Consider the following 21,930-nt stretch of genomic DNA (forward strand, 5'->3'; position numbering starts at 1 on the left):
CGGGCAGCTACGCCTGTGCTTGTTCGGTTTGCATCTGTTTTTTGGCAATGTAGTCCGTCTCGTAATATTGCAAATCATCCCGCATTTGTTCAAATACCTTCGCCAGCGACAACGTCAATTGCTGCAGCTCCGGTGTGACCTTCTTGCGGAAAATGATCGCATCTTTTCCGGTATAGGAATAGCGCCCGTCCTCGTCGTAGACCTCGCCTTTAGGGTAGTAAAAGTTATGAATACAAGTATGGTACACCTGATATAACACTTCTTCGGCAAACTCCTCATTGAATCGCGCCCGGCGAAGGGATACCCCCAGCCTGTCGTACGCATTTTCGCAGTATACAAGCAGATGGCGCAGGTCGGATAAATAACTGCGGTAGTAAGTTTCATACTCTTCCGGATCACCGGACTGAGAAACGAGACTCGACAAGGTCACCTGGTTCAAGTAGCGTTCCAATTCCATGCTTACCTTTTTCAACTTGGTGTATGTCACTTCGCACAATTGTTTCAGATGAGTCGTTGACATAATGTCCCCCTTGCGTTAGAAGAATCTGCCTTTTTTAGTAAGTATAAAGGGAAATTTCTTTATCGCACAAGCTTTTCTTTTCTACAAATTTCCCTCTAAACCGCCGCCGATTCACGCGCAGGGGACGTTTTCTTTCTCGTTTGCCCAAGGTAGGTGAGATAGGCTGCGAACAGACCCAGAACGGCCATCAGGCAGAGGACGAGCATATCGGAGGAGACTTGCGCAAGTCCGTGTCCCTTGGTTAAAATTTCCCTCACGCCATGCAGAAAATAGGTCAGCGGTAAAGATTTTCCAATCGCCTCCACCCCAGCCGGCATCGATATGAACGGCCAGGTAAAGCCGGACAGCATAAAGGAAGGAACGGCGATGAGCATGGCGATTTGCGTCGCCTGCAGCTGGTCCTTGGAGAAAAACGAGATCGCATACCCGATGGACAGGACCGCCAGATTGAACGCGCTGGCGACGAGCATGAGATGCACGGTGCTGCCGTAGTACGGGATGCCGAACACCTTCAGCAGCAGCGTAAAGCCAAGGAACATGTTGAGCGTTCCTGCCAGGAAATACGGCAGCAGCTTGCTTGCGGTAATCGCCCAGAAGCTGTAGTTTTCCATCGTGTTACGCCAGGTGCCCGCCTCTTTTTGCTGGGTGACGGAGATCGCAATGCCCAGAAACAGGACTTGCTGCAATACGGTTCCGGCCAGGCCGAACACCATAAAGGACATGTAGCTGAACGTCGGATTGTACAGCACACGGTAGCGGTAGTCGATGCCAGTGTACAGGTTCTTCCCTTCCTCCCCCCAGCCGCCGTGCGCCTCCAGCTTCTTGAGCGTCGCCCCTGCAGAGACCGACTTGACGACTGTATTCGCGGCCCGTACTGCCGTGTTGGAGATCATCATGTTGCTGCCGTCGATGACCGTCAGCACCTCGGCTTCCCTTCCTGCCTTGACGTTCTTCTCCAGATCAGCCGGGATGATCAGGGCGACGTTCGCCTCGCCTTGATCGATCTGCTTCATCGCTTCTTCCTCTGTCCCGACGATGGCGCTGATCGCAAACGTCTGGTCAGCCTCAAAGGCGCGGTACAGCTCCCGACTCAGCTCTGTCTGGTCTGCGTCGACCATTACCGTGGGGATGTGCATCACTTTTTTCTCCCCGTAAAGGAAGCCGAACAATGTCAAGTACAGCAGCGGAACGATGAAAATGATGTTGCGAATGGTTTTGTTGGTAAATAGGTTTTGCCATTCGCCCCAAAAGAGGCGGGAGAAATTATTCACCGCTATCAGCCCCTTCGATGTTCCACTCTACCGTAAGGCCGGGTCGCAAATCTGCATCTGCGACGAGCATTTTCACCTGGAAGGAGCGGATGTCGCGGTCGCCCAGCTCCTGCGTCGCTTTTTTCACGGCAAAGTCAGCCGCAGGCGCCACGGTGGCCACTTTCGCTTCCACATCGCGCTTCAGAGCCGGCACGTACAGTTTGACCGTATCGCCTGCCTTGACGGAAGACAGCGCGTATTCATTGACGTAAAATTTCACGAAGTTGTCTGCTTTCGTCTGGATGGTCAGGACTGTAAAGCCTTGCGCCACCAGCTCGCCTTTTTGCACGGCTACCGACTTGACGATCCCGTCAGCGGGCGCGGTCAGCTTCGCATTGTGCAAATACGCCTCGATCTCGGCCAGCGCGCCTTTTGCCTGCTGCACGCCTGCCTCAGCCTGCTTTACGTCCAGCTCCTTCAAACCGACCTGCCCTTTCGCCGCTACCGCCTGATTGTAAGCGGCCTTCGCCTGATCGAGCTGTGCCTGCGCAGCGTCTACCTGCTCGCGGCGCGCGCCGGACTGCGCCATTTTCAGCGATTCGGTGGCAGCTTTGTATTCCGCCGCCGCCTGCTCGTACTGCATCCGGGCTTCATCGACATTTACCTGCGGCACCGCCCCTTCCGCGAGCAGCTTCTCCATCCGCTGCAGATTGGATGCGGCGATCTGCTTCGCCGTTTCGGTCGCCTGCACTTTCGCTTTGAGTTGGGTGATCTCCTCCGCGCGCGCTCCGTTCTTGTTCGCTTCGAGCTGCGCCTGGGCCGAGCTGACGACCGCCTGCGCCTGTTCGATCTGCGCCTCGTTCGTATTGTCAGTCAGGGACACGCCTTTTTTCGCCTGCTCCAGTTTGACCTGGGCCAGACGGTAGGCCGCTTCTGCCTGCTCCTTTTTCGCCAGCAGCTCTTCGCTGTTCAGCGTGGCGAGGAGCTGCCCGGCTTTCACCTCATCGCCCTCTGCTACCGTCAGTTGCTCGATGGAACCCCCCATCTTGAAGGACAGGTCGATCTCCGTCCCCTCGATCACACCTGAGATTTTGTCTGCCCGCTGTCCGGAGACATTCCCTGCTCCCGGCCCGAACAAGGCCGTTCCCAATACTGCGATGCCGGCTACGAAGCCAGCTACCCCGATCCATGCCCGTTTTTTCATCTGGTAACCCCTCTTTTTTCTGTGATTGTCAATCCGTGCACTTGCCCCAACAAAGTCATTGTTTTCGCAAGATGCCTGCCAGCATATTGCGCAGCGTCAGCCTGCCCGCCTCGCTTTGCAGCGGTTCCTTGCGAAATTGCTTGCGCAGGACGGTAAAGCCGATCATGCCGAACAAGGCAGAGGCGAGCGTGCGAATTTCCGCATCGGCCCGAATGTAGCCTTTTTGCTGCAAATCGGTCATGTAGTTTTCCATCGTCTCAAAATATCCGGTCAACAGTCTGCCGACCATCTGATCCCGCTGTTCGTCGCCGGTAAAGAAGCTAAGCAGCAGAAAGCAAAGCTCCTGGTTCTCGGAAAAGAAGCGAAGATGCTCATCCAACACACTCATCATGCGGTCTTCCAATGACAGCTCTTCCTTTTGCATGACACTGTCGACATGGTAAATCAGCATCTTCACGCCTTTTTCAATGACGTACAAAAACAGCTCTTCCTTGGTGGAAAAATGGTAGTAGAGCGTCCCCTTGGCGACCTGCGACACTTCCGCGATCTGATCCATCGAGGTTTCGCTGAATCCGAATTGGGAGAAGGCAGTCAATGCCCCCTGTGCAATCTGGTCTTTTTTGGAAATGGACATCACATCCGTCCTCCTCCGGTTATTTGAACTGACTAGTCAGTACAAAAACAGTGTAAATCCACTGCCTGGTCTTGTCAAGACGGCCACTGTTATCCTTTGCGGGCAGAAAAAAAGACCGCAGCGTCGCGGTCTTATCTCGTCATGATGGCCCGGTACGTCTCCTGCGTAGCCGGCAGCGGCTTTACACCGAGCTGCTCCTGCAATTTGGCCACGCATTTCTCGTACCAGCGAATCGCCTGCTTGCGATTGTTCTGCCGGTAATAGGCGGTCATCAGCAGCCGGTACGCTTCCTCCCAACAGTCGTCAACCCTAAGGATCGCCTCGCACCAGCGAATCACGTCCTCCAGCCGTCCATCCTCCAGCCGGATTTTCGCCAGCTTTTCCGCTCCGCGCAGGAACAGCGCCTGCAGACGCTCCCGCTCCTCCACGCACCAGTCGTCGTAGCGGCACTCCGGCAGGTAGTCGCCCTGGTAGTACGTCAGTCCTTTTTCCAGCAGGACAGCCGCCTGCGCCGGGTCTTCCTGGGCGAAGCCGTCCGTTACCAGCTTCTCGAACTCCTCGACATCGATATGATAGCCCGATGCGAGGTTAAATCCGTAGGAGCTGCCGTGCCGCTGGATGAAAAACGTCTCGGCCCGCGCCGTGCGATTGGGCTCCAGCGCCTTGTTCAGGGCGTTCAGCGCCACCTTGAAGTCGCGGATGGCAGATTCCTCGTCACTGTCTGCCCACAGCCTGTTTATGATCTCTTCCCGCGCCAGCAGATGCTGCCTTCTGGTCAACAAGAGCTGGAACAACAGCTTGGCCGTGCCGCGCTGCCACGCTTTTTCGCTAAGCTCGTGTTCGCCCAGCCAGACACGGAACTGTCCCAATGTCTGGATTCGCAGCGTATACCCGGGATGGAAGGTCACGTTTTGCAAGCCCAGATCGTTCAGCAGCTGCGAGACGTAATCCGGGAAAACCTGGCGCCGCTGCGCTTCAAGCAGGACGGGCATGAGTTGCTGGACGTCCTGCGGCGTGAGCATGGTCGGGCGCTGCAGGAGAAAGTCGTACTCTCCGGATTGCATGAGCGACAGCGCCTGGGTGACAGCCGGCACGAAAAGATCCCACTGCTTGCTGCGGTACGCCAAAAAACTGAGCCACAGCTGGCAGGTCACGACGCCGAAGCTGTCTCCGCATCGGCTAAGCCGCTCTGCACAGTCGCGGAACACTTCCTGTGCCTCATTATCCCTGCCGTATACGGCGTAGGCGATCCCGATCGCCATGCGCACCAGGCTGTTCAGCCAGTCGTCCTGCATCGCTTCCGTCTCTTGCTTGCCTCTCTCCCCGTACTGCAGCGCGAGATCGAGCGCCTTTTCCCGTCCGTGGAGCAGCGTCAGCCCGAGCAGCGTCTCGGACTTTCCGCGCGTCGACTGAAGCTCTTCCATCATCGTCAGCCCTTTTTCGTAGAGCTGGCGAATCTCTTCTGCGGGCAGCCGCTGACCGATCAGCGCGGCATGGGCTTTGCGCACGTAGCCGTTTGCCTCCACGAACGGCGAATGAGCCGCCCGTCCCAGCTCGATCGCCGTCTCCGCCGCTTGCCAGCCCCGCTCCCAATCTCCGTTCAGCGCGTAGACAAAGGCGAGCAGCAGCGACGTTTCCCGATAGGAGCGAGTCAGCTTGGGATGGAGAGTGCGCTCCGCGAGCGATTTCTTTTCCAAGAGCTGTATGGAAGACTGCAGCCTGCCCGTCCGAAACAGCAGGCGCGACTCCAGCTCCACCTCTGTCATTTGCTCCAGCTCCTGGCTTTTTTTGTACCATTCCGCCGCCTGCTTCGCGTCTCCCCGGTTGGTGTAGATTTCTGCCAGCACCCGGTAGAGGCGCGGGGCCATTTCCTGTCCCTGCTCGGCAGGTGGCAGGAGCGCGATCGCCTGCTTGAGCAACGTCTCCGCCCGGTCGCCCTGGACGCTGTCGAGATGGACGCGGGCCATCCCTTCCAGTCCGCGGCATTGTCCGACCAGATCGTGCTTGCCAGCGCACAGATCGAGAAAACGCTGGTACGAGCGAAACGACTTGACGTAATGACAGCGATAGCGCTCCACCTCTGCCTGATAAAACCAGAGCCAGTGCTTCTCCTCCTTGACCGCGTCCGGCAGCAGCGTGATCCAATGGTACAGGACATCCAGTTTCCCGTCCGTCAGCAAACGCTCGGATGACTGGCAGAGCCACTCTCCCAGAACACCCCATTTTTCCGCGTGCTGCAAATGCTCGAACGCCTTGCCTTCCTCTCCTTTGCTCCGATACCAGAGCGCGGCAGTTTCGTTCACCTGTCCATACAGCTCGCTGTGCGAAGCCAGCTTGCTCGCCAGCAGACGCTGGAACAGCGGGTGAAAGGAGTAGGTGCCGCTTGCGCCTGGCAGCAGGAACAGATTTTGCTGGTTGGCCTGCGCCAGTTGCTCCACGCCGTTCTCCCCGATAATCTGCAGGCAATCTGCTTCTTCAAACTGTTCAAGTACGGCGCATTTCATCAAAAACTGCTGCGCCCCCTCCTCCAGCCGATTCCACACTTCTGCCTCGAGCAAATGCACCAGGCGGGTCAAATCACGCAGGCTGTCTGCGACAGAGGTTCCGCTCGCTATCTTCTCGCCCAGAAAACGCAGCGACTGGGCCCAGCCCCGCGTCACTTGATCCACGCGGTCCCACTCCTCCGCGGTCAGCCAGACGTCGTACTCATCCTGAAAAAGCGCTTCGCTGTCTTCGCGGGAAAAGGTCAAATCCGCTGTGTCCACAGACAGGCACTCCCCACGCGCTTTCCACAACTCCAGCTCCGGCCAGACCAATCGGTGCCGCGTCAGGATCATCAGCTTCAGATGATGGGGAAGCTGCCCTGTCAGTCTCCTGACAAATGCTTCGACAGGACCTTCCTTTGGTATCCCATGAAAATCATCCAATACGAGCAAATGATCGCGGTCTGCATTTAGCTGCAGCCAATCTCTGACGAACAGCTCTGCCATACGATGAGGGTCCAGCTCCCCAAAAGCAGCTTCGCTTAGGCTGCTTAGGAGCGACTGGCCGAACCCCGGATGAACTCGCCGCATACTTTCCACAAGGCCGTGCAAAAAAACAGCCAGTTCCCCATCTGCTTCGTCCACGAAATACCAGCTGGATTCGAGCCGGGCATCACCCAGGTACGCCGCAACGGACGTCGTTTTTCCGTAGCCGGTCGCTGCGTGTACCACGCAAAACGGGACGTGCGCCAACAGACGCAGCTTTTTGGCCAGGGTGGGACGCCGCAGCACGTACGGCTTCGGTCTGGGCGGGGTGATTTTGGTGATCGAAATCTGCGGTGTTTTCATGAATTGCACTCCTCGCCGTTCTCCTTCTCTCCTTCTTTATTTCCCTCTTTTCGCCCGAATTTCCTGCCTCGACAGGCGCAAACGACAAAAAGCCCACCCGGACGTCCAGGTGGAGCTTCGTCAGTCAACCAGGTTGTACCCTTTGTGCGTGTAGCCCATGTCGTTGATCAGCACTTGAAATTCCTCGTTGCTGACCGGCTCGCCGCGCATGATCCGCTCGTGCAAATCCGCAATCCTGTCGTAAAGCGCGCGATTTGTCGAGACGTACATGATGTTGTAGCGGGTTTCGGTCTGCAGCCGCACCCTCATCCGGTCGACCACGCGTTTTTGCAGCGCATCCGTATGGCCGTTGTCGTTGCGGATGATAGCGCCCGGCGTGTGCGGGATCGACGGTTTTGGATTCACTTCATCCGGCTTTGGCGTGTCGAGCGGCAGGACCCCGACCAGCAGCGTGTCCTTGAACGCCAGCACTTTGATGTCGACCACGCCGGGAATTTTTTCCGCATGTCTTTCCAGCAAAGAGACCAGATGGGGCTCGCGCTGATGCATGTACTTTTGGCTGATCATCGCGGCCGGCCCCTTATCCATGCCGGCATTGTCGTTGCGATAGTTGATTCCGAACGATTCGAACTTCGCCTGGTTCCCGTTTTTGTCCTCCGCGCCTTGTTCTTTGTTTGGAGAACAACCTGCCAGTGAGCCTGCGAGCAGCAATGCAGCACATATCCCCGCCTGAATTCGCCTCAACAAAAAACACCTCCTTGCACATAGTGTGTTGTGCAGGAGGTGTTCTTACTCACGAAACGCTTTCCTAATTATTGCTGACAAATTCGCCTTCGTACACGTCTTGCTTACCGTCTTTTTCGGCTTTCAGCGTAAAGGTGCGGATGCCGTCGTACGTGTCGTGATTGAATTCAAACGTACCGTCGGAATTGACCTCTACTTCAAAGGACTTGTCCTCCAGCGTGATGACGAGATCGCTGCCCGGCTCCACTTGTCCGCTGACCCGGTACAGACCGATCGTAGCGATGGCAAACGTTTTTCCTTTCACTGTGGAACGGTCGATCAGCTTGGCTTCATTTGCCGATGTATCCGGCTTTTGCACCGTGGTGTTGTCTTTTGGCGTTTCGGTTGTCGCTGTGTTCTCTGCGGATGGCATGTCCGAAATCAGTACAGTCTGGGAAGCCTGATTCCAGTCTACTTTGTAATCGAGCGCTTCTGCGATAAAACGGACGGGCACCATGGTGCGCTGGTTGATGATTTGCGCCGGGACGTCCAGATTGATGGTTTGTCCGTTTTTCCTGGCGATTTTTTGTGTCACGACCAGGCGGACGTTGTTCGTGCCTTTGTTGATCGTCACTGTCCGTGTTTGTTCGTTCCATTCGACATCAAAGCCAAGGGTTTCTGCGATCGGACGGATCGGCACCAAAGTACGGCTCTCGCGGATCACCGGCTTTTGGTCTGGGAATGCAATCGCCTTTTGGTTGTATTCCACCTTAATCGCAGCTGGCGCCGCAGCGGCGGAAGCAGAGAAAGCGGCTGCTGGCACGAGCGCGATGGTCAGGACGAGCGAGGCTAATTTTTTTAGCATTTGGTCCACTCCTTTTCAAAAAAGATTCGCACGTTTCTAAATCTACTATAGGTAGTTGGCCGATGCAAGCGATCCGACTGCAAGAAACAGACGCAACGCCCATTGTAAGAGCTGTCCCGGCAGCAGACAAATGGAAAAAACTGGATTTCCGACTCCTGTCGAACTATGCCCTTTGAACTATTTTCAAATTGTTACAAAAATGAAACCAACATGCAGACAAAAACCGTTACAATGAACATACACCGCTGTCATTTTTCATTTGAAAGAGGCAAAGACGATGAAAAAAATAATTCCTTTCCTCATCCTCGCACTTATTTTTTGCATGATTCCTCCGGGCGGAAGTTCCGCGAACACAGCTGCCATCCAACTAGGCAGCGATGTGCTGTTCGAGCAATTCCACTCCTTGATCGAAGGCAAGAAAGTCGGCCTGCTGACAAACCAGACCGGCGTTAACAGCCAGGGAACGAGTACGATCGACCAACTTCGACGCGATCGCAGCGTCACGCTCGCAGCCCTCATCGCCCCTGAATACGGCCTTGACGGCAAGACCCCTGCCAGCCAGGAGGTGACTCCTTCCATCCACCCTGTATACGGCATCCCCGTTTACGATTGGAACGCAGCGAAGAAGGAGCCCTCGGATGTGTTTGAACATGTGGATGTGCTGCTCGTCGACCTGCAAGATACCGGGGCACGCACGAACCCTTACATTACGAACCTGTACGATTGCCTGTCAGCCGCAGCAAAACAGGGCAAACCGGTCATCGTTCTGGATCGTCCCAATCCGCTGGGAGGGCAGCTGGTCGACGGCCCTGTACTGGAAGCGCCGCTTCGCTCCTCCATCGGACCTGACACACTGCCTCTTGCCCACGGCATGACCATCGGGGAGCTGGCTCTGTTCTTCAACCGCAACATCGGTGCAGACCTGACTGTCGTCCCCATGCAGGGCTATACCCGCGCGATGCTGTATCAGGAGACGGGTCTTGCATGGACGCCGAATGCGCCGCAGCTCGGGACATTGCCGGCCGTGTTTGATTCCCTGGCAACAGGCATCGCCGACGGGACCTCTCTTTTGGTCGCTGACGACTTTTCCTGGATCGGCGGCGAAGGGATCGATGCCAACCGCTTTGCGGATGCTCTCAATGCCAGCCTCTTGCCAGGGGTGGTATTCTTGCCCGACACCCGCAATGGCGCTGGGGGAGTGAAGCTGCAAATCATGAATGTCCATCTGTACAACCCGGTCAAAACGGGCATGTACATCCTGGCTTATGCGCGGCAGCTTGGCCACTTCCCCGTTCCCCAGAGCACGGACACGGAAATTTCGCTCTTGGACCGGACGATGGGAGCCGCAAAAATCAGCGAAGCGCTGGCGCAGGAAAAGAGTCCGCAAGACCTGGAAGCCCTCTACGCCGATCAGCTTGCTGCATTCAAAGAGCTGCGCAAACCGTACCTGATCTACGGTGACGAGCCATATCTGCCGCTGCTGCCGATCAAGAGCAAGGCTGCTGCTGTGCCGCAGGCGGGCGCGAAGGGAGAGGCCAATCCCGTGCAGCCAAGTGACAAACCAGTGCAGACCGGAACAAAACCTGCTCAACCTGGCACCGCTCCAGCAACTCCGGGAGCCAAACCCGCTCAGTCTGGTGCAACACCGGCGCCGACTGCGGTCAAACCGGCACAGCCAGCTGCCAAGCCGCCCGCAGGCAAGCCAGCCGTCAAGCCGCCTGTTGCCAAACCTGCAACAGACAAGGTGGCGTATCTGACCTTTGACGACGGACCATCTGCCGTGACGCCGCACGTGCTCGATACATTGAAAAAATTCGGAATCAAGGCAACGTTCTTTATCGTCGGACGCAATGTTCCGGGACATGAAGCCATTCTCAAGCGCACTGTTGCCGAAGGGCACGCGATCGGCGGACATACCTACTCTCACGATTACAGCATCGTGTACAAAACCAAGGAGGCATTTTTCGCCGATCTGGAAAAGGGAAACCAGCTGATCGAAAAAGCGTCGGGGATCAAACCGACCCTGTTCCGCTATCCCGGCGGCAGTACGAATACGGTCAGCCACAAGTATCAGGACGCCAAGCAGTACAGCCTCGCCAATCCCGTGATGAATGCCATCAAGGCGGAAGCGGCCAATCGCCACTACATCTTCATCGACTGGAATGTGACCAACGGAGACGCGAGAAGCAACAAATACACTGCTGCCAGCGCAATCGCCAACATCAAGCAGCAAGTGAAGAACCAGAAAGAAATCGTCATCCTGATGCACGACTCAAGCACCAAGTCTCCTACTGCCCAGGCGCTGCCGGAGATCATTACCTTCCTGAAGTCCAAAGGCTACCGGTTCGACGTCATCCGGCCCGACCATCCGACGGTATCCACCGTCAAATAATGGCTCACCTGCTGCACGTAAAAAGTCCGCTCCCGGCCATCCAGACCGTCGAGCGGGATTTTTCTGTTTCGATTTTTTATTGGTTTGCTTTTTTATTGCTGCGTGGCGAGAACCTCATAGCGTTGGCGCAGCTCCCGTTTCAAAATTTTTCCGCTCGGATTGCGCGGCAAATTGTCGGCGATCACGACGTATTTCGGCGCCTTGAAGGTGGAGAGCCGCTCCTTGCAAAAAACGAGTATCTCCTCCTCGGTCAAGACCTCGCCTGCTTTCGGCACGACGACTGCCGTAACCGCTTCGATCCAGTACGGATGTGGAATGCCGATGACCGCTGCCTCGGACACCTTCGGATGCAGGTAGATCACTTCCTCCACTTCCCGGCTCGCTATGTTTTCTCCCCCTGACTTGATCATATCTTTTTTCCGGTCGACTACGGTAATGTATCCTTCCTCGTCCATGATCCCCAAATCTCCGCTGTGGAACCATCCGCCGAAAAAGGCGGCCTGCGTCTTTTCCGGATCGCGGTAGTAGCCGATCATGGCGTGGCTGGTCCGGTGTACGATTTCGCCGATGCTGCCGCGCGGCACTTCGTTTCCTTCGTCGTCCACGATTTTCGTCTCCACATTGAGGGCAGGCTTCCCGGCCGAACCCGCCTTGCGGATCTGCTCATCCGGCCCAAGCACCGTGGCGAGCGGAGCTACCTCCGTCTGGCCGTAGAAGTTGTAGAACCGTGCATTGGGCAGTCGCTGATTCAGCTCCTTCAGCACTTCGACAGGCATGATCGCCGCACCGTAATAGCATTTCTTCAAGGAACCAAGATTGCGCGAGGCAAAATCAGGCGAACGCAGCAGCGCAATCCAGACCGTCGGCGGGCAAAACAGCTGGGTCGCCTGGAGGGCCTCCACCGCCTCCAGCAGCAGTGCCGGAGTCGCCTGCTCCAGAATGATACCGCTTCCCCCCAAATAAATGTATGGCCCCAAAAAGCAGTGCAGCTGGGCGCTGTGGAACAGCGGCAGCGCGTGAACGGCTACGTCATCCGCCTTCATGTCGCCGTCGATAATCGTGCTGACATATTCGGAGATGATGCTCTTGTGGGTGAGCATGACCCCTTTTGGCCTGGATTCCGTGCCGCTGGTGTACAATATATGGGCGACATCCTCGTCGTCGAGGTCGACATCTGGCTCGTCGTCGCTCGCGCCCGCGATCAGCTCGCGAAGCGGCAGCCATTCCCCTGTCCGGGCAGCTGGCCTGGAAATGAGCGACTTGAGCCGAGGCGCTACCCCCGACAATACGACAGCCTGTTCGGCAATTTCGCGAAATTCGGGCGCGGCAAAGACGGCAGCCGCTTCCGCATGCCCCAGGATAAACGCCACGTCGTCCTTGTTCAGCATGAAGTTGATCGGTACCATGATAATGCCTGCCTTGGCCAAGGCAAAATTGAGGATGACAAAGTCCATGGAGTTGCGGGACAGGACAGCCGCCCGCTCACCTTTTTGCAGTCCCATTGCGATCAGGGCATTCGCAGTCCGGTTGACGATGCGATCCAGTTCGCGGTATGTAAGCACTTCCTCCTCAAATCGCAACGCGGTTTTGTCGGGATACCTTGCATGACTTCGCCGCAAAATGTCCCCCAGCGTATTTCTCCTGACCCTTTTGGCTTCGATCATCGGTCGCATGCCCCCTACCAGTTTTTTCTTCTAGTATAGCAACAATTATCTGTATTGTATTTATTTTCTGATATTTTAGAGCAAAAAAGACGGCAGCTTCGTCTGCATTATTGAAGCTGCCGCGGGGCCCCAAGAAACAATCGAGTCCTTACGTACAGGATATACCATTATGAAAGATTCATCGACATTGATGTTGCTGGATTTTCAGGAAAAATACGGTGCCCTGCCGCAGCACTGCCGAAAAAGCCGCCCGCAAATCCTTGCACGACTGGACACACAAGCCCAAGGTACAGGCAAAAAAATAGCGGCGACTCTCTGCACAGATTCGTCCGCCGCAAGTTCCCCAAATGTTTGTACTAGATGATGATTTCCTTACAAACCCATTATGCATCCAGAGAACTGCTGGTTCCACAAGTAAATGATGGAATCAGAGGGAGTTTTACGCATTTTCCGGTAAGGCGGACAAAATCAAAAACGTCCCGCTGGGAAAGCACAGTGGCCTCCCCGAACGGAACGTATATCTGCGAAAAGTATGGCGGAGGGAGCAGGATTCGAACCCGCGTGAGCTTGCACTCTAACGGTTTTCAAGACCGCCCCGTTATGACCACTTCGGTATCCCTCCACATTTTGAACAAGTCTTAGTATAGCACAGCGATCCGGTAGCTGACAAGTTCGCTCCACAGATTGGAAAATGCGACACTGCACTTGTACGGGATCGGGTATTCTGTTCCATTCTTGGTCTGAACAAGTATGGCCTGGCTCCTCTCCGGGGGAGCGGCAGCCAGGCGCTTCTCAGGCGAATCGGTCTACTTTTTCAGCACGACAAGCTTCAGCTCGGTCAGCTCCTCGATTGCATACTTGACCCCTTCGCGTCCCATCCCGCTTTCCTTGACGCCTCCGTACGGCATATGGTCCACGCGGAAAGTAGGAATATCGTTGATCATCACTCCGCCGACATGCAGCTCGTCGGCGGCTTGCAGGGCGAGGCCAAGGTTGTTCGTGTAGATCCCTGCCTGCAGGCCGTAGCGGGAGTCGTTGACGAGCGCGATTGCCTCCTGGACGGATTCGACCGCGTTGACCAGCACTACAGGTCCAAACACTTCCTGGCAAGACACCTTTGCCTCTGCGGGCACCCCGGTCAAGACCGTCGGCTGCAGCATGCGTCCAACCACTTCTCCGCCGCACTCCACGCGAGCCCCCTGCTGCTTCGCTTCTTCGATCCAGGCAACAGCTCGCTCCGTCTCACGCGGGCTGATCATGGCGGAATAGTCTGCGTCCTCGGACAAGGAATCTCCCCCGCGCAGCTTTTTCGTCTCTGCCACGAACTTGCTGACGAACTCCGCAAAGCGTTCTTTGACAACGTAAATGCGCTGGACGGAAATGCACACTTGTCCGGAGTAGGCAAAAGCGCCGAAGATACAGCGGGGAATGACCTCGTCGAGATTGACGTCGCGGTCGATGATGACCGCCGAGTTCGAGCCGAGCTCCAGCGTCACCCGTTTCAGTCCTGCGCGGTTGCGGATGTCGATCCCGACGGCAGGACTTCCGGTGAAGGTCAGCGCTTTTACGCGCGGGTCGGTCACCAAGAGGTCGCCGACGGACGCGCCGCTTCCTGTCACCACGTTCAATGCGCCAGCGGGCACTCCTGCCTGCTCAGCGATCTCGGCCAGGAAAAAGGCAGACAGCGGCGTTTGGGAAGCCGGTTTCAGGACGACGGCATTGCCTGCAGCCAATGCTGGCCCTACCTTGTGCGCCACGAGGTTCATCGGGAAGTTAAACGGCGTAATCGCGCCGACCACCCCGAGCGGCTCGCGCACGGTGTAAGCCAGTCTGCCTTCCCCTCCGATCGCTGCATCCAGCGACAGCGTCTCCCCGTGAATGCGCTTCGCTTCCTCGGCTGCGAACTTGTAGGTCTGTATGGTGCGGATCACCTCGCCCCTCGCCGTCTTGATCGGCTTGCCGGCTTCCAGCGCGATGATTCTGGCGGCCTCCTCCAGTCTTTCATCCATCAGGCGAGAGATTTTTTCCAGAATCGCCGCCCGCTGATAGGCAGGCATCCGGCGCATGACTGCCGCAGCTTCTTCGGCAGCGTCTATCGCCTTTTTCACCGTCTCGGCGTCCGCCAGCGGGATTTGGGCGATTTCCTCGCCGCTATAAGGAGCATACAACGCGGCGTACTCGGCTGTCGGCACCCACCTACCGCCGATAAAGCATTGTTTCTTCATGGCCAACTCCCCCTTCTATTGGCGATTCGGCGTGCACAGCCCGGACAGGACATTTTCCAGCACGCTCAAGCCTTCCTCCAGCTGCTCATCCGTGATGACCAGCGGAGAAAGAATGCGGATCACATTGCTGTACAAACCGGCAGACATGACGACCAGGCCGTTTTGATAGCAAGCCTGCACGATTTTTGCCGTCAGCTCTTTATTCGGCTCCTTGCTCGCTTTGTCCTTCACCAGCTCGATCGCGCACATCGCGCCAAGACCCCGGGCATCGCCCACCTCGACGAACTGCTGTTTGAACTGTTCAAAACGTTTGAGAATCGTGTCGCCGATTGTCTTGGCCCTGTCGAGGAAGCCTTCCTGCTCCATCATTTCGATGACCTTGAGCGCCGCCACACAGCCGAGCGGGCTTCCGCCATAGGTGCCCCCGATTTCTCCCGGGTTCGGCGACTCCATGATTTCCGCGCGACCGGTTACCGCACTGATCGGCACACCTGCTCCGAGCGATTTGGACATCGTAACAAGATCGGGAACGACGCCGTAATGCTCCATGGCAAACATCTTGCCGGTACGGCCAAAGCCGGTTTGCACTTCATCTGCGATCAGGAGAATGCCGTATTTTTCGCAAATGGCTTTGACACCCTGGACGAACGCCTTGGATGGGACGACGAATCCGCCTTCGCCCTGAACCGGCTCCATGATAATCGCTGCGACGTTGTCCGCTGCCACTTCGGAGAGGAAAAAGTCTTCAAAGCGGCGCAGCACTTCTGCATCCGTCTCCTCCGGGGCAGCCCCGAACGGCGCGCGGTAATAGTACGGATAGGTCATCTTGTACGTGTCGGGAGCAAACGGCCCGAACTCGTATTTGTACGGACGCACTTTGCTCGTCAGCGACATCGCCAGCAGCGTCCGGCCGTGGAAGCCGCGCTCAAAGGAAATGATCGCCTTGCGCCCGGTGTATTTGCGGGCGATTTTCACCGCGTTTTCCACGGCTTCGGCGCCGCTGTTCAGGAAAAATGTCTTTTTCGCATGGTCGCCCGGCGTGATCTGGTTCAGTTTTTCCGCGAGCTGTACATACGGCTCATACATCATCACATGGAAGCACGTGTGTATGTACTGGTCCAGTTGCGCCTTGAGCGCCTCCACGACAGCCGGCGGACAGTGACCTGCATTGAGCGAACCGATGGCCCCTGCGAAGTCGATAAACGTATTGCCGTCGACATCCGTCAGCAGCGCGCCTTCCGCTTTGGCGGCAAAGACTGGAGTCGTATTGGCTGGACCGCGCGGCACGTTCGCTTCCTTTTTCGCGAGCAATTCCTGCGATCTGGGACCCGGCACAGCCGTTTTCAGCTGGATGAATTTCGTCGTAATCGGACTCATGGATAACCCCCTCCTATTCGTTCTGACTGTTCGTATCGGCGATGCCGCACCATTCGATCAGGGCGAGCGCAAAAATTTCGGCACAGCGGAATACGTCGTCCAGCACGATGTACTCGTTCGGATAATGTGCGACCTGCGTGACACCAGGACCTACGACGATGGCTGGCGTGTCTGCCAAGGCAGTCAGCAGGCCGCCGTCCGTCCCCCATGGAGACGCTTCCACAATGGCGCGCTCGCCCGTCACCGCTGCGAACTGGCGCTGCAAAATGTCCATCAGCGGATGATCCTCTGCTACCGCTCCCGGCACCCATCTCGCGCCGTACCATTCCAGCTCCACCGGATGCTCGGCGAACCATGGATCGACCTGCGCCAATTTTTTCAGGGCCGCCGCCATTTCCGCCTTGGCGTCTTCCATCTGCTCTCCCGGCGCTACGCCCATGCGCCCCTCCAGCGTAACGAGGTCAGCCACAGAGGACGGCCACTTACCGCCCCCGATGACGCCGATATTGATCGGAATCGGGATCGGCAGCTTCTCATACAGCGGATCGTCCAGCCGGTCGTTGCGTTCCTTTTCCAGCTGCCCGATCGCTTGCACGACAGCTATGCTCTTGTCGATGGCACTTACGCCCTCGTACCGCGTTCCTCCGTGGGCAGATCTCCCCTTGACGGACAGGCGGAACCACATGGAGCCTTGTTGCTTCGGGAAAATCTTCATGTTCGTCGGTTCCGGGACGAGCGCCGCATCCGCCTTGTAGCCGCGCAAAATCGTCGCCAGCGTCCCGGCGCCGCCGCTCTCTTCCTCCACGACGCTCTGGAAAATGACGTCGCCCTTCAGCTTCACACCCAGTTTTTTCAGGACCGAAATCGCCAGCAGGGAAGACAGATTGCCGCCCTTCATGTCCGTCGCGCCGCGTCCGTACAGCTTGCCGTCCTCCACTTTGCCGCTGAACGGATCGTCGCTCCACTGCGCGCGGTCGCCGGCAGGCACGACATCCACGTGGCCGTTCAAAATAATCGAGCGTCCTCCCCCGGCACCTTTCCAGACACCCACTACATTCGGGCTGCCGTCGAATACTGTACGCGGTGAGACAAAGTACGGATGCTGCAGCAGCTCGTCGCCTTCCATGACCCACAGGTCGACATCCAGGCCCATGTCGGCCAATGTCTTCGCGATGCTCTCCTGGATGGACGCTTCCTCGCCCTGTACGCTCGAATGTTGGACCCATTCCTGCAGCAGCGCGATCGCTTCATCCCTGTCCTTTTCCAGCTGTTCCTTTATGAGAGACTGCCAGTTTGCCATTTCGCTCCTCCTGACATGCGGAAATTTGGATAGATTCCACGCTTACCGAAAGACGCCGACCTCGCCCTCGATCTTCAGCTCCGCTTCCGTCGCGCCGATCACATCCGCGACGCTGTACGGGTACATGACCTCGCGCAAATACAGCCCATCTGGCAGGACCTGCATGACGGCCATGTCGGTGATAATCCAGTCCGCAGCCTGCCGCGCCGTCAGCGGCAGCGAGCACTCCCGGACGATTTTGGAGCGGCCGTTCTTGTCCAGATGAGTCGTGAGCACCATGACCTTTTTCGCCTTCTGCGCCAGTTCCATCGCGCCGCCCATTCCCGGCACACGTTTGCCCGGCACGATCCAGTTGGCGATGTCGCCGCTCTGGCTGACCTCCAGCACGCCAAGGATTGTCATATCGAGCAGGCCGCGGCGGATGATGGCAAAGGCCGTTGCGCTGTCAAAAAAAGAAGCGCCTGCCGCGAGCGTTACGGGAAAACCGCCCGCATTGCACAGCATCGGGTTTTCTTCTCCTTTTTTCGGGCTTGGTCCTGTCCCCAGAATTCCGTTCTCCGCGTGGAACATGACGCGCACGTTTGACGGGATAAAATCAGCGACCAGCGTCGGAATGCCGATGCCAAGGTTGATGATCATTCCGTCCTCGATCTCCAGTGCCGCGCGCCGGGCAATCCGTTCCCGATAGCTTTCCGTCTCTTTTACTTCTCCCACGCCCATTTCCAGTTCACCCCTTCACTTCTCACGATAAAGTGGACGAAGACGCCTGGTGTGACAATCTCTTCTGGTGACAACTCTCCGATCTCGACGATTTCATCCGCTTCCACGATGGTGATATCCCCTGCCATGGCGACCAGCGGGTTAAAATTGCGCGCGCTCGTATCGTATACGAGATTGCCGAAGCGGTCCGCCTTCTTGGCGTGGATGATGGACACGTCCGCGGTGAGCGGCGTCTCCAGCAAATACTCTTTGCCGTCCACCACGACCTTTTGCTTGCCCTTTTCCGCAATCGTGCCGATGCCGATGTCCGACAAAATGCCGCCGAGCCCGGCACCGCCTGCGCGTACGCGCTCTGCCAAAATCCCCTGCGGGCAGAACTCGACCTCCAGCTCTCCCGCCGTCATCTGCGCCCCTGCGTTCGGATTCGAGCCGATGTGGGACGCAATCACTTTTTTCACCCGTTTCTCCGTCACCAGCTTGCCGATCCCGATGTTGGGGAATGCCGTGTCGTTGCTGATGAGCGTAATATCGCGCACGCCTTTGTTCAAAATGCCCTGGATCAGCGAGGGAGGATTGCCTACCCCGCCGAATCCGCCTGCCATGAGGGTCATCCCGTCGTAGAAATGCGTCAACGCTTCTTCCAAGGAAATCACTTTTTCAAAACGGCTGGTCACCGGCCTCTCTCCCTTCTATCCGATCAGTGCTTCCTGCAGCTCCTGCTGGACGCTTTCTACTGCTTCCTTCAAGATGCGGAGCACTTCGTCGATCTCTTCTTTGGTGATGGTCAGCGGCGGTGCGATGATGACGCTGTCGCCTGCCACACCGTCAATGCCGCCTGTTGCCGGGTAGATCAACAGGCCTTTTTCAAACGCTTTGGCAATCACCTTGCCGCTCACGTTCTCGGACAGAGCGAACGGCTCTTTGGTCTGCTTGTTTTTGACAAATTCAAGCCCGCACAGCATGCCCAGACCGCGCGCGTCACCGATCAACGGCAGTTCGCCTGCCAATTGCTGCAAGCCTTGCAGCAAATACGCCCCGTTTTCCGCAGACTTCTCGATCAGATTGTGTTTCTCGATGTACTTCACGACAGCGAGCGACACGGCTGCCGACTGCGGATTGGCGCTGTAGGTGTGTCCCGCCATGATCGAGCCGCTGCCCTTGGCGATGGTGTCGATGATGGCCTCCGAGACGATCGTGGCTGCCATCGGGGTATACCCGGCGCTCATTCCTTTGCCGATCGTGATCATGTCCGGCTCTACGCCCCAGTGATCGACCCCGAAGGCTTTGCCGGTGCGCCCCATCCCCGTCATGACTTCGTCGGCGATGAACAGCACCTCGTACTTGTCGCAAATCTCACGGATACGCTGGAAGTAGCCGTCAGGAGGAACGACTGCGCCCGCTGTCGCCCCGATGACCGGCTCGGCAATAAAGGCCGCCACCTGCTCCGGCCCTACGCGGAGAATGGCTGTCTCCAGTTCGTTCGCGCATTGCAGGCCGTACTCTTCCATGCTTAGATTTTCCGGCTTGCGGTACGGATAAGGGCCCGTAATCGCCGGATAGTCCTCCAGCAGCGGGACGAAGCGCTTGCGCCGCAGGACGTGGCCGGACATCGACAGCGCCCCCATCGTGATGCCGTGATAGCTCATCCAGCGGGAGATGATCCGGTTTTTCGTGGGCCTGCCCTTTTCCTGCCAATATTGAATCGCGATCTTTTGCGCGGTTTCGGTCGCTTCCGAGCCGCTGCTGACGAAAAAGGTCCAGTTCAGCGAACCAGGCGCCCACTCGGCCAGCTTGGCAGCCAGCTCCTCCACCGCTTCGCTGCTGAAATGGGAGCGGTAGGCAAAAGAGACCTTTTTGGCCTGCTCGTGCATCGCTTCCACCACATCTTCTACACCGTGGCCAATCAAGGCGGTCACAGCGCCGCCGCATCCGTCGATGTAACGCTTGCCCTCTTTGTCATAGAGGTAAATTCCTTTTCCGTGGGAAATGACCGGATATTTCTTGCCCAGTTCAGGCCTGATTACATAGCTTCTTTGCATGGTCGCCACCTCGCTTTTTTCTACCTTCATCCTATCCGACCGACGCACGGGAGCCATCCGACGAGCTGGCAAAAAAACATGGAAAAGGGACGAAATCTTTTGTACATTTTGTATAATGAGCTTTTTGGGGAGGGAATGCTGATGACCATCACGATTCGGGAGGCGCTGCAGCTGCCGGACATGGTCCAGACCCGTTTGATCGCGGGAGCCGGCGGCCTGGACAATCCCATCCGCTGGGTCACGATTGTGGAGGTGCTGGAGGACGCTACACGGCTGCAGGAAGGCGAATTTCTCATCACGACTGGATTTGGTCTGGCGGATAACGCGGAGCGGCTCTCGTCGTTTATTCCGTCCCTGGCAAGCCAAAAGCTGAGCGGTGTCGCCCTTCATACCGGCTTTTACTTGCGCGAGATTCCCGCGTCTTTCATCGAGATGGCAGACCGCCTGCAGCTGCCGCTCATTGAAATACCGGCGGAGATCAATTTCTCAACGATCACCAAAGCGATTTTGCAGCCGATCGTCAACAGGCAGTTTGAGACCCTTGCTTACTCGCAGGCCATCCACAATCGGATGATTGACGCCGCCCTCTCCAAAGGGGGGCTTGCTGCCATTGCGGCAGAACTGGCTACCCTGACCGGCGGTGCCGTCACACTCGTCGACGCGCTCGGCTTTGAAGTGATCCAGCACGGGGCATCTGATTCAGAGCACGCGAGTACGGAGACAAGCGCGCACGCCATCCCCATCCGTGCCAACCGGGAGCATTTCGGCACTTTGACGCTGACCAAGCCTCTCCCTGCGTGGAAGGAGCTGGATGACATCGCGCTGCAGCACGCTTCGACGCTCTGCGCGCTGGAATATGTAAAAGAACGGGCGGTATCCGCTACGGAATGGCGGCTGAAAGGGGATTTCGTGGAGGAGCTTTTGAACGGCAAGCCGATGAGTGTCTCCGAGCTGGAAAGCCGCTGCCGGATGTTTGGCTACCCGCTCGCCGGGGGGCATCTGGTCGCTGCCCTGAAGGTCGATGCCGCCAACGACTCTGTCCAGAACGAGCTGCACCAAAGCGCGATCATGCTCATGCGCAGGCTCTGTGATCTCCAGCAGCACTCCTATTTGCTGCGCGAGCGTCCGCACTACCTGCTGTTCGTCTTTCCAGACAACCGGGCGAGCCTGCAACTGCTGGAGCTGTTCATCCAGCGCTGGGGCCGGCTGCATGCGGATTATTCCCTGCACATTTCCTTGAGCAATCCCCGCCAGCAGCTGCCGGATGTCGCCATCGCCGCAGAGGAGGCGATCTTCGCGCTGCAGGCGTATCCTTTGCTCGCGACGCCGCCCCGGATTTTGCGGTATCAGGATATGAAAGGCTACCAGTTCCTTTTTCCCTATCATCGCCATGAGGAGTCGCTGCAGGCGCTGTGGCAGCCGTTGCTTGCACCGCTGATCCATTACGATCAAAAGCACAACCAGCAGCTGCTGGAGACGCTACACGTGTACCTGCAGCATAACGGAAACGGCCTGCAGACGTCCCAAGCGTTATATATTCATCGGCACACCCTGAAATACCGTCTGCGGCAAATTGAAGAAAAAACGGGCTTCCGCCTGGAAGATGCGAATCAGCGCTGGCAGTTGCAACTGGCCTTGATGGCCCGCAGCCTCCAGCAGCAGTTATACCCTTCCCAGGCGTAGCC

At 57.1% G+C, this 21,930-nt stretch carries 16 protein-coding genes and 1 tRNA gene; 2 read left to right on the plus strand and 15 right to left on the minus strand.

Annotated elements, in window-relative coordinates; translation table 11 throughout:
- Positions 1–7: 7 nt before the first annotated feature.
- From ACFSO0_RS19195 to ACFSO0_RS19225, 7 genes are all read right to left on the minus strand, one after another.
- Positions 8–520, minus strand: coding sequence for a DUF3907 family protein (locus ACFSO0_RS19195; RefSeq protein ID WP_376883142.1), 513 nt, complete (start codon positions 518–520; stop codon positions 8–10).
- Positions 521–615: 95 nt separating this feature from the next.
- The gene (locus tag ACFSO0_RS19200) at positions 616–1,791 is read right to left on the minus strand and encodes an ABC transporter permease (RefSeq protein WP_376883144.1); all 1,176 of its coding nucleotides are present in this window, start codon (positions 1,789–1,791) and stop codon (positions 616–618) included.
- Positions 1,784–2,974, minus strand: a complete 1,191-nt coding sequence (locus ACFSO0_RS19205) for an HlyD family secretion protein (RefSeq protein ID WP_376883146.1) — start codon at positions 2,972–2,974, stop codon at positions 1,784–1,786. The genes ACFSO0_RS19200 and ACFSO0_RS19205 overlap by 8 nt, the downstream gene beginning before the upstream one ends.
- A 55-nt stretch (positions 2,975–3,029) precedes the next feature.
- Positions 3,030–3,608 carry a TetR/AcrR family transcriptional regulator gene (locus tag ACFSO0_RS19210; RefSeq protein ID WP_376883148.1) on the minus strand — a complete coding sequence of 193 codons (579 nt, stop codon included), beginning with the start codon at positions 3,606–3,608 and terminating at the stop codon, positions 3,030–3,032.
- Between the two features lie 131 nt (positions 3,609–3,739).
- Positions 3,740–6,940, minus strand: coding sequence for an AfsR/SARP family transcriptional regulator (locus tag ACFSO0_RS19215; protein ID WP_376883150.1), 3,201 nt, complete (start codon positions 6,938–6,940; stop codon positions 3,740–3,742).
- A gap of 120 nt (positions 6,941–7,060) precedes the next feature.
- A complete protein-coding gene (locus ACFSO0_RS19220) occupies positions 7,061–7,684 on the minus strand; it encodes a sporulation protein (RefSeq protein ID WP_376883152.1) in 624 nt (207 codons plus the stop codon).
- Positions 7,685–7,748: 64 nt separating this feature from the next.
- A complete protein-coding gene (locus ACFSO0_RS19225; protein WP_376883154.1) occupies positions 7,749–8,528 on the minus strand; it encodes a copper amine oxidase N-terminal domain-containing protein in 780 nt (259 codons plus the stop codon).
- A 277-nt stretch (positions 8,529–8,805) separates the two neighbouring features.
- Here ACFSO0_RS19225 and ACFSO0_RS19230 point away from each other — a divergent pair, with 277 nt between their 5' ends.
- The gene (locus ACFSO0_RS19230) at positions 8,806–10,920 is read left to right on the plus strand and encodes an exo-beta-N-acetylmuramidase NamZ domain-containing protein (protein ID WP_376883156.1); all 2,115 of its coding nucleotides are present in this window, start codon (positions 8,806–8,808) and stop codon (positions 10,918–10,920) included.
- A gap of 92 nt (positions 10,921–11,012) precedes the next feature.
- Here ACFSO0_RS19230 and ACFSO0_RS19235 read toward each other — a convergent pair whose 3' ends face one another.
- The 8 genes from ACFSO0_RS19235 to ACFSO0_RS19270 form a co-directional block, all read right to left on the minus strand.
- Entirely contained in the window at positions 11,013–12,584 is a 1,572-nt protein-coding gene (locus ACFSO0_RS19235; RefSeq protein ID WP_376883158.1) for an acyl-CoA synthetase, read from the minus strand.
- Between the two features lie 533 nt (positions 12,585–13,117).
- Positions 13,118–13,206 (minus strand) — tRNA-Ser (locus ACFSO0_RS19240).
- Positions 13,207–13,390: 184 nt separating this feature from the next.
- Positions 13,391–14,809: an aldehyde dehydrogenase family protein gene (locus tag ACFSO0_RS19245; protein WP_376883160.1), complete on the minus strand. Its 1,419-nt coding sequence runs from the start codon at positions 14,807–14,809 to the stop codon at positions 13,391–13,393.
- A 15-nt stretch (positions 14,810–14,824) separates the two neighbouring features.
- The gene (gene gabT / locus ACFSO0_RS19250; protein ID WP_376883162.1) at positions 14,825–16,186 is read right to left on the minus strand and encodes a 4-aminobutyrate--2-oxoglutarate transaminase; all 1,362 of its coding nucleotides are present in this window, start codon (positions 16,184–16,186) and stop codon (positions 14,825–14,827) included.
- A 13-nt stretch (positions 16,187–16,199) separates the two neighbouring features.
- The gene (locus tag ACFSO0_RS19255) at positions 16,200–17,486 is read right to left on the minus strand and encodes a peptidase (RefSeq protein ID WP_376883164.1); all 1,287 of its coding nucleotides are present in this window, start codon (positions 17,484–17,486) and stop codon (positions 16,200–16,202) included.
- A 42-nt stretch (positions 17,487–17,528) separates the two neighbouring features.
- Positions 17,529–18,206, minus strand: coding sequence for a 3-oxoacid CoA-transferase subunit B (locus ACFSO0_RS19260; protein ID WP_376883166.1), 678 nt, complete (start codon positions 18,204–18,206; stop codon positions 17,529–17,531).
- Positions 18,188–18,880 (minus strand): 3-oxoacid CoA-transferase subunit A, encoded by a 693-nt coding sequence (locus tag ACFSO0_RS19265; protein WP_376883168.1) that lies wholly within the window; start codon positions 18,878–18,880, stop codon positions 18,188–18,190. The genes ACFSO0_RS19260 and ACFSO0_RS19265 overlap by 19 nt, the downstream gene beginning before the upstream one ends.
- A gap of 15 nt (positions 18,881–18,895) precedes the next feature.
- Complete coding sequence (locus tag ACFSO0_RS19270) at positions 18,896–20,245, minus strand: aspartate aminotransferase family protein (RefSeq protein WP_376883170.1); 1,350 nt, start codon at positions 20,243–20,245, stop codon at positions 18,896–18,898.
- A 141-nt stretch (positions 20,246–20,386) separates the two neighbouring features.
- Here ACFSO0_RS19270 and ACFSO0_RS19275 point away from each other — a divergent pair, with 141 nt between their 5' ends.
- On the plus strand, positions 20,387–21,928 hold the full coding sequence (locus tag ACFSO0_RS19275; RefSeq protein ID WP_376883172.1) for a PucR family transcriptional regulator: 1,542 nt from the start codon (positions 20,387–20,389) through the stop codon (positions 21,926–21,928).
- Positions 21,929–21,930 lie beyond the last annotated feature (2 nt).

The organism is Brevibacillus sp. GCM10020057 (assembly GCF_042683565.1).
Classification (GTDB): domain Bacteria; phylum Bacillota; class Bacilli; order Brevibacillales; family Brevibacillaceae; genus Brevibacillus.

What these genes read in the sequence shown, in the direction of transcription:
- ACFSO0_RS19245 (WP_376883160.1), bottom strand. Translation starts at nt 14,809, where the DNA reads ATGAAGAAACAATGCTTTATCGGCGGTAGGTGGGTGCCGACAGCCGAG.
- gabT (WP_376883162.1), bottom strand. Translation starts at nt 16,186, where the DNA reads ATGAGTCCGATTACGACGAAATTCATCCAGCTGAAAACGGCTGTGCCG.
- ACFSO0_RS19205 (WP_376883146.1), bottom strand. Translation starts at nt 2,974, where the DNA reads ATGAAAAAACGGGCATGGATCGGGGTAGCTGGCTTCGTAGCCGGCATC.
- ACFSO0_RS19230 (WP_376883156.1), top strand. Translation starts at nt 8,806, where the DNA reads ATGAAAAAAATAATTCCTTTCCTCATCCTCGCACTTATTTTTTGCATG.
- ACFSO0_RS19255 (WP_376883164.1), bottom strand. Translation starts at nt 17,486, where the DNA reads ATGGCAAACTGGCAGTCTCTCATAAAGGAACAGCTGGAAAAGGACAGG.
- ACFSO0_RS19210 (WP_376883148.1), bottom strand. Translation starts at nt 3,608, where the DNA reads ATGTCCATTTCCAAAAAAGACCAGATTGCACAGGGGGCATTGACTGCC.
- ACFSO0_RS19275 (WP_376883172.1), top strand. Translation starts at nt 20,387, where the DNA reads ATGACCATCACGATTCGGGAGGCGCTGCAGCTGCCGGACATGGTCCAG.
- ACFSO0_RS19225 (WP_376883154.1), bottom strand. Translation starts at nt 8,528, where the DNA reads ATGCTAAAAAAATTAGCCTCGCTCGTCCTGACCATCGCGCTCGTGCCA.
- ACFSO0_RS19235 (WP_376883158.1), bottom strand. Translation starts at nt 12,584, where the DNA reads ATGATCGAAGCCAAAAGGGTCAGGAGAAATACGCTGGGGGACATTTTG.
- ACFSO0_RS19270 (WP_376883170.1), bottom strand. Translation starts at nt 20,245, where the DNA reads ATGCAAAGAAGCTATGTAATCAGGCCTGAACTGGGCAAGAAATATCCG.
- ACFSO0_RS19215 (WP_376883150.1), bottom strand. Translation starts at nt 6,940, where the DNA reads ATGAAAACACCGCAGATTTCGATCACCAAAATCACCCCGCCCAGACCG.
- ACFSO0_RS19195 (WP_376883142.1), bottom strand. Translation starts at nt 520, where the DNA reads ATGTCAACGACTCATCTGAAACAATTGTGCGAAGTGACATACACCAAG.
- ACFSO0_RS19260 (WP_376883166.1), bottom strand. Translation starts at nt 18,206, where the DNA reads ATGGGCGTGGGAGAAGTAAAAGAGACGGAAAGCTATCGGGAACGGATT.